Genomic DNA, 6,464 nt, shown 5'->3' with positions numbered 1-6,464 from the left:
TACCCGTGCAGTACGCGGACTTCGCGGCGTGGCAGCGCAACTGGCTCCAGGGTGAGGTCCTGGACGCGGAGATTGACTACTGGAAGCAGCAGCTGGCCGGTGCGCCCGCGGCGTTGGAGCTGCCCACGGACCACCCGCGTCCGCCCGTGCAGTCCCGCCGGGGCGCCATGGTGGAGGTGCGCATCCCCGCGCAGATCTCTGATGCACTCAAGGCCCTGGCCCAGCGTGAAGGCGCCACGCCCTTCATGACGCTGCTGGCGGCCTTCCAGGTGCTGCTGTCGCGCTACTCCGCGCAGGACGACGTCAGCGTGGGTTCCCCCATCGCGGGCCGCACCCAGGCGGAGACTGAAGGCCTCATCGGCTTCTTCATCAACACCCTGGTCCTGCGCGCGCACCTGAACCCGCGCGCGACGTTCCGTGAGCTGCTGGCCCAGGTGCGCGGCACGACGCTCGCGGCGTACGACCACCAGCACCTGCCCTTCGAGAAGCTCGTCGAAGCCGTGCAGCCCGCGCGCGACCTGAGCCGCAGTCCTCTCTTCCAGGCCATGTTCGTCCTGCAGAACACGCCCACCGAGGTGCTGCGTCTGCCCGGCCTGTCGTTCCAGGCGCTGCCGCTGGAAGCCCACTTCGCCAAGTTCGATCTCTCGCTGGGGCTGCGCGAGGGGCGGGACGGGTTCGTCGGCACACTGGAGTACGCGACGGACCTGTTCGACGCGGCGACCATCCAGCGCATGGCGGGCCACTTCGGCGTGCTGCTGGAGGCCATCGCCACGAAGCCGGACACGAGGCTGGGTGACCTGCCCCTGCTCACCGACCCTGAGCGTCAGCAGTTGCTTGTCGAGTGGAATCCTCCCGCCTCACAGATGCCGCAGGAGCCCAGCATCCCCGCGATGGTGGAAGCCCAGGTGCGTCGCACGCCGGATGCCCTGGCCATCATCACGCCGGAGCGTCAGCTGACGTACCGGGAGATGGACGCGAAGGCGAACCAGCTCGCCCATCGCCTGCGCGGTCTGGGCGTCGGCCCCGAAGTCCGCGTCGGCCTGTGCGTCGAACGCACCGAGGACCTCGTCATCGGTGCCCTTGGCATTCTCAAGGCCGGTGGCGCCTACGTGCCGCTGGACCCCAGCTACCCGCGTGAGCGCTTGGGCTGGTTGCTTGAGGACGCCCAGGGCCCTGCTCTCGTGGCCCACTCGCATCTGCTCGCTGCGCTGCCCGAAACTGCTGCGACGCCCGTGTGCCTCGACTCGGACACGGAATTGGCGAAGCAGCCCACTACGGCACCCGAGGTGGGCATCCACGCCGGGCACCTCGCCTACCTCATCTACACCTCCGGCAGCACCGGCCGTCCCAAGGGCGTCGCCATCTCCCACGGCAACGCTGTCTCCTTCCTGCACTGGGCGCTCGCGACGTTCACCCCGGAGGAGCTGAAGGGCACCCTCGCCGCGACGAGCCTCAACTTCGACCTCTCCGTCTTCGAACTCTTCGCGCCTCTCTCAAGCGGCGGCGCGGTGGTGGTGGCACGCAACGCCCTGCACCTGGCGGAGCTGCCTACGGCCTCGCACGTCACCATCGTCAACACGGTGCCCTCCGCCATGGCGCAACTGCTGCGCCTGAATGCGGTGCCGCCTACCGTGCGCGTCGTCAACCTCGCGGGCGAAGCGCTGCCCGAGACGTTGGCCAGGCAGGTCTACGCCGTCCCCACGGTGCAGAAGCTCTTCAACCTCTACGGGCCTTCCGAAGACACCACCTACTCCACGGCCTCCCTCGTCGGCCGTGACGAGGTGCCCCTCATCGGTCGTCCCCTGCCCGCGACGCGCGCCTACGTGTTGGACGCTTCGTTGCAGCCGGTGCCCGTGGGTGTGGCCGGAGAGCTGTACCTCGCGGGCGAAGGCCAGGCGCGTGGTTACCTGCTGCGCCCGGAGCTCACCGCGGAGCGTTTCGTGCCGGAGCCGTACGGCCCTCCGGGCGGCCGCATGTACCGCACGGGGGACCGCGTCCGTTACCGCGTCGACGGGCGCCTGGAATACCTCGGCCGCATCGACTTCCAGGTGAAGGTGCGCGGCTTCCGCATCGAGCTGGGTGAAATCGAAGCGGCGCTTCGCCGCGCTCCTGGCCTCAAGGACGCCGTCGTCGTCGCGAAGGGCGAAGCCGCCGACAAGCGGCTGGTCGCCTACGTCACCGCGCGCGACGGCCACGCGCTGGACTCCGAGTCCCTCAAGGCCCACCTCCGGCAGCAGCTGCCCGAGTACATGGTGCCTTCCGCGCTCCTCGTCCTGGAGGCCCTGCCGCTCAACTCCAACGGCAAGGTGGACCGCAAGGCCCTGCCCGAGCCGGAGGCGCCGCAGTCGGGCAGCTCCTACGAGGCACCTCGCACGCAAGTCGAGGCGAAGCTCGCCTCCATCTGGGCGGAGATCCTCCGTCTGCCCCAGGTGGGCGTGAAGGACTCCTTCTTCGAACTGGGTGGCCACTCATTGCTGGCCACGCAGGTGGTGTCGCGCGTGCGCGCCGAGTTCAGCGTGGAACTGCCCCTGCGCGCCCTCTTCGAGTCCCCCACGGTGGAGGCCCTTGCCACGCGCATCGCGGGCCTCACCCGCACCAGCGCCTCGCACCTCACCCGCGTCTCGCATGACGGCCCGTTGCCGCTGTCCTTCGCCCAGCAGCGGCTCTGGCTCATCGACCAACTGGAGCCGGGCAGCGCCCTCTACAACGTGCCCGTCGCCGTCCAGCTGGAGGGCCACCTGCGCGCCGATGTGCTGGAGCGCGCCCTGCAGGAAGTCGTGCGCCGCCACGACGCTCTGCGCACCACCTTCACTCAGGTGGAGGGGACGCCTGTCCAGGTCATCCATCCCGACAGCCGCCTGCCGCTGAGCCTCGTGGACCTCTCGGATGTGCCCGAAACGCAGCGTGAGTCCGAAGCGCGGGCCCGCGTGGAGACGGAGATGCGCCGGCCCTTCAATCTGCACACGGGCCCACTCCTCCGCACGCTCCTCTTCAAGCTTTCCGAGCGCGAGCATGTGCTCGTCGTCACGATGCACCACATCGTCTCCGACGGCTGGTCGCTGGGCGTGCTGGTGCGGGAAGTCACCACCCTCTACGCGGCCTTCTCCGCCGGGCAATCGTCTCCCCTGCCTGAATTGGCGGTGCAGTACGCGGACTACGCCGACTGGCAGCGCCGCACGCTTTCAGGTGAGACGCTGCAGCAGGAGATGGCTTACTGGGAGGCGAAGCTCTCCGGTGCTCCGGCCGTGCTGGAGTTGCCCACCGACTTCCCCCGTCCTGCCGCCCGGAGCACCGCGGGCGCAACCCTCAGCTTCTCTCTGTCGCGTGAATTGACGGAAGCCTTGCGCGGCCTCGCCCACCGGGAAGGCGGTTCACTCTTCATGGTGCTGCTGGCCGCCTGGCAGGGGCTGCTTGCGCGCTACACGGGGCAGCAGGACCTCAACGTGGGCTCGCCCATCGCTGGCCGCACCCGCGAGGAGACGGAGGGCCTCATCGGCTTCTTCGTCAACACGCTCGTCCTTCGCGCCAAGGTGGACGAGGAGCAGTCCTTCCGGGCACTGCTGCAACAGGTGCGTGCCACGGTGCTGGAGGCCTACGAGCACCAGGAGGTGCCCTTCGAGAAGCTGGTGGAGGCCCTGCAACCCACGCGCAGCCTCAGCCACACGCCTCTCTTCCAGACGCTGCTCGCGCTCCAGAACGTGCCCACCGAGGACGTGCGGCTGCCGGACCTCCGGCTGCGAGGCCTGGAGGCCACTCACTCGACGTCGAAGTTCGACGTGAGTGTCTTCTTCACCGAAGGGAGCGAAGGCCTGCGCGGCACGCTGGAGTACAGCACCGCCCTCTTCAAGCAGAGCACCATCGAGCGGATGGCAGGCCACCTGCGCACGCTGCTGGAGGCCGTGGCCGCGAAGCCCGAACAGTCCGTGGCGGAACTGTCCCTCCTCTCAAGCGACGAGCGTCAGCGCATCCTCGTGGAGTGGAATGACACTGCGGCCATCAGCCCCACGGACATCCCCGTCCACGTGCACTTCGCGCAGCAGGCGCAGCGTACGCCTCACGCCGTCGCCCTCGTGCTGGGGGATGACTCGCTGACGTATGCACAGCTTGAAGCCCGTTCGAACCAGCTGGCCCATCACCTGCGCGCCCTTGGCATCATCCCGGGTGCACGCGTCGGCCTGGCCGTTGAGCGCTCCTTCGAAATGGTGACGGCACTGCTCGCCATCCTCAAGGTGGGCGCCGCCTTCGTTCCCGTGGATCGCAACGCTCCCGTGGAGCGCATCGCCTCACTGCTGGAGGACGCCGACGTCAGCGTGACGCTCACGCATCAACCTTTCGCGTCGTTGCTGCCCGCTTCCGGCGAACGTGTCTGGCTGGACGCACAGGCCCATGACATCGCCAAGGGTCCCACCCACGCCCCCAACGTCCGCGTAGACGGCGAGGCCCTGGCCTACGTCATGTTCACCTCGGGCTCCACGGGCCGTCCCAAGGGCGTCTGCGTGCCCCACCGGGGCATCACCCGGCTGGTGCTCGGCAACTCCTTCATGCGCTTTGGGCCTGACGAGGTCTGGCTGCAGTTCGCTCCGGTTGCCTTCGACGCCTCCACGCTCGAAATCTGGGGTGCGCTGCTGCACGGCGCGAAGCTCGTCCTCGCTCCGCCTCACTCCCTCTCCCTGGAGGAACTGGCCGCACAGCTACGCCACCACCGCGTGACGTCGCTCTGGCTCACCGCGGCCCTCTTCGAGCAGATGGCCCTGCACCAGGGCGAAGCCCTCGCGGGTGTGCGTCAGGTCCTCGCCGGTGGCGACGTGCTGCCCGCCACCCGAGTGCGTGAGCACCTCTCCCGCATCCCCGAAGGCACCACCTTCCTCAATGGCTACGGCCCCACGGAGAACACCACCTTCTCCGCCACCTTTGCCATGCACCGCGACTCCGTGGTGGACGGTGCGGTGCCCATCGGCCGTCCCCTCTCCAACTCCACGGCCTACGTGCTCGACGCGCACCTGCGTCCGGTGCCCGTGGGTGTCGCCGGAGAGGTGTACGTCGGTGGCCAGGGCCTCGCCTGGGGCTACCTCCACCGCCCGGACCTGACCGCGGAGCGGTTCGTTCCCCATCCCTTCACCTCCATCCCGGGCGAGCGCCTCTACCGCACCGGTGACAAGGCCCGCTGGCGGGAAGACGGCACGCTCGACTTCCTGGGCCGCGTCGACTTCCAGGTGAAGGTGCGTGGCTTCCGTATCGAACTCGGTGAAATCGAAGCCGCGCTGCGTGCATCCACTGGCGTCAACGAGGCCGTCGTCGTGGCCCGGGGCACGGACTCGGACAAGCGCCTCATCGGCTACGTCACCGCGCGCGAAGGCCAGGTGCTGGACTCCGAAGCCCTCAAGGCAAGCCTCAAGCAGCGGCTGCCCGAGTACATGGTGCCTTCCGCGCTCCTCGTCCTGGAGTCCCTCCCCCTCAACGCCAACGGCAAGGTGGACCGCAAGGCCCTGCCGGAGCCCGACACTCACGCCAGCGAGGCCCGGGACTTCGTCGCCCCTCGTGACGCGCTGGAGATGCAGCTCGCCCGCATCTGGGAGGACATCCTCGGCGTCCGCTCCGTCGGCGTCCGCTCCAGCTTCTTCGAGCTCGGCGGCCACTCGCTGCTCGCCGTGCGCATGGTCGCCGCCGTGCGAGAGCGCCTGGGCCAGTCGATTCCCCTCTCCGTCCTCTTCCAGCAGCCCACCGTCGAGCAGCTCGCCCAGGTGCTCCGCGAGGACTCGCAGGCGTGGACGCCCCTCGTCCCGCTGGAGCGCGGAGAGCCGGGCCACCGCCCCTTCTTCCTCGTCCACCCGGGCGGCGGCAACGTCCTGGCCTACTCGGAGCTGGCGCGGCGGCTGGGCCCCTCACTGCCCGTCTACGGCCTCCAGTCGCGCGGCCTCGACGGACGTCCCGTCGCGGAATCCATCGAGGAGATGGCCGGCCTCTACATCGAAGCCCTCCGCACGGTGCAGCCTCACGGCCCCTACCAACTGGGAGGCTGGTCCCTGGGCGGACTCGTCGCCTACGAGATGGCCCAGCGGCTGCGCGAAGCCGGCGAAGCCGTGGACCTGCTCGCACTCATCGACACCCACGTCCCCGGCCTGACGAAGCCCTCGCAGGACACCACGCACCTCGACGCAGAAACCCGCGCCAGGCTCGCCTTCGCCCATGCCACGGCCACCGCCTTCGGCCAGGAGCTCTCCCTCTCCGATGACGTCCTGGCCCAGGGCACTGACGAAGCCATGCTGGACCACCTGCTCCAGGAAGGACTCCGGGCTCGCATCCTCGACGCGCACTCCGGCCCCACGCAGCTGCGTGCCCTCTTCCAGGTCTTCCGCGCCAACCTCTTCGCCCAGGAGAAGTACGTGCCCCGGCCGTACGACGGCACCGCCCTGCTCCTGAGCGCTGGCGAAGCCCCCGCCACCCTCCCGCGTCACCGCGGCTGG

General features: G+C 69.3%; 1 protein-coding gene. It reads left to right on the top strand.

Annotated features, from left to right (window positions below):
• Positions 1 to 6,464: non-ribosomal peptide synthetase (locus D7W79_RS36995; RefSeq protein WP_147442242.1), on the top strand; the 6,464-nt coding region annotated here is incomplete at both ends.

This window comes from Corallococcus exercitus (assembly GCF_003611585.1).
Classification (GTDB): Bacteria; Myxococcota; Myxococcia; order Myxococcales; family Myxococcaceae; genus Corallococcus; species Corallococcus exercitus.
Note: the sequence above shows the minus strand (reverse complement) of the source record. Positions and strands in the feature narration are given on the sequence as shown.